This is a genomic window from Nocardioides sp. NPDC057577, from assembly GCF_042801335.1.
GTDB lineage: Bacteria > Actinomycetota > Actinomycetes > Propionibacteriales > Nocardioidaceae > Nocardioides.
The window spans coordinates 1-1388 of record NZ_JBHVGB010000339.1; the positions used below are offsets into that span (position 1 = coordinate 1).

Here is a 1388-nt window from a genome sequence, read left to right on the forward strand (position 1 = left end):
CCTTGGTGCCATCTCGGCCGACGGCGTTGACGCCTCGGCCGACGGGGGTGACGCCTCGGCCTGGGTGGTCAGTCGATGTAGTTGGTGGTGACCCAGTAGGCGAGGGCGTACGCGGCGGCGGAGAGGATCACGACGATGATCACTCCCCAGGCGTGGACGAAGACGTCGGTGAGGAAGAGCATCGAGAGTACGGCGACGAGCGCTGAGCCGAGGAAGCTGATCGTGAACGGGGAACGGGCGGCGGCCAGACGGAGGAGATAGCCGCCGACGATGATCGCGAGGGCGAAGACGGCGATCAGGATGATCGCTCCCTTGTCGCCGAGCGACGAGGTGCCTCGCGTCCACTGGCTCACGGTGCCGCTGAACCAGACGGCCAGGGCCATGAACGCGCCGACGATGGCGCCGATCATGACCGCCGCGGACAAGCCCGACGGGGTGCCGAGGTTGATCCGTCGTCGGCTCGGGTCCTTGGGCTGCTTGGGCGCCCGCGGTTCCTTCGCCGGCTTGGGCGGCTTCTGCGCCTTCTGCTTCTTGGCAGGCTTCTCGGCGGGCTTCTCCGCAGGCGGCTCGGGCGCGATGACGGGTGGTGCCGTCTTCTCGAGCACCTGGGTCTTCTCCCGCGAGGCAGCCTCGACCGGAGCGGTCTCCACCGGTGTCTTCTCGACCCGAGCCTTCGGGGCCTGGGTCTTCGGGGCCTGGGTCTTCGGGGCCTGGGTCTTCGGGGCCTGGGTCTTCGGTGGCTGGGTCTTCTCAGGCTTGGCGTTCGCCGGCTTCGTGCCCCCACGCTTCTTCTTGAAACCGAACGACGGCGCTGCGAGCTTGTCGGCGGGGTCGTTGCTCATGAGGGGCAGTTTCGCATGCTGCGCGTCACATGTGTACTCAGGCGCGGGTGAGACGGATGACCGGAATCTCGCGGTCGGTCTTCTCCTCGTAGCTCCCGAAGTTGGCGGATGACTCGACGATCGCGGCCCACGCGCGGGCACGGTCCTCGCCGTGCAGCTGTTCGGCGACCACCGGGATGGTCTCGCCGCCGAGCTCGATGGTGACCCGGTCGGGGGTGGCCGCGAGGTTGTAGTACCACGCTGGGTTCTTCGCCCCGCCGGCCGCCGAGGCGGCGATCAGCCAGGTGCCGTCGTCGCCCGGGAACCAGGCGAGCGGTGTCGAGCGGGGCTCGCCGCTCTTCTTTCCGATCGTCGTGAGCACGAGCAGCCGCATCCCGGCCATGGTGCCGTTGCTCTTGCGGGCCCGGCTCATCATCAGCTTGTTGCCCAGCTTGAGGAAGAGGTTGGCCGAGGGCTGCTTGGCGCCACGGGTGCCGTTGCGAGTGTCAAAGCTCATGGCGTCGACATTACTCGGCCAGAAAGAGGCTCAGGCTCGGAGATCTTGCG

The 1388-nt window shown here is 67.9% G+C and carries 2 protein-coding genes; both read right to left on the bottom strand.

What is annotated here, in order from left to right:
* Positions 1-68 precede the first annotated feature (68 nt).
* The gene (locus tag ACFU7D_RS29615) at positions 69-842 is read right to left on the bottom strand and encodes a hypothetical protein (RefSeq protein WP_378874106.1); all 774 of its coding nucleotides are present in this window, start codon (positions 840-842) and stop codon (positions 69-71) included.
* A gap of 37 nt (positions 843-879) precedes the next feature.
* Positions 880-1338 carry a nitroreductase family deazaflavin-dependent oxidoreductase gene (locus ACFU7D_RS29620; RefSeq protein ID WP_378874108.1) on the bottom strand — a complete coding sequence of 153 codons (459 nt, stop codon included), beginning with the start codon at positions 1336-1338 and terminating at the stop codon, positions 880-882.
* Positions 1339-1388 lie beyond the last annotated feature (50 nt).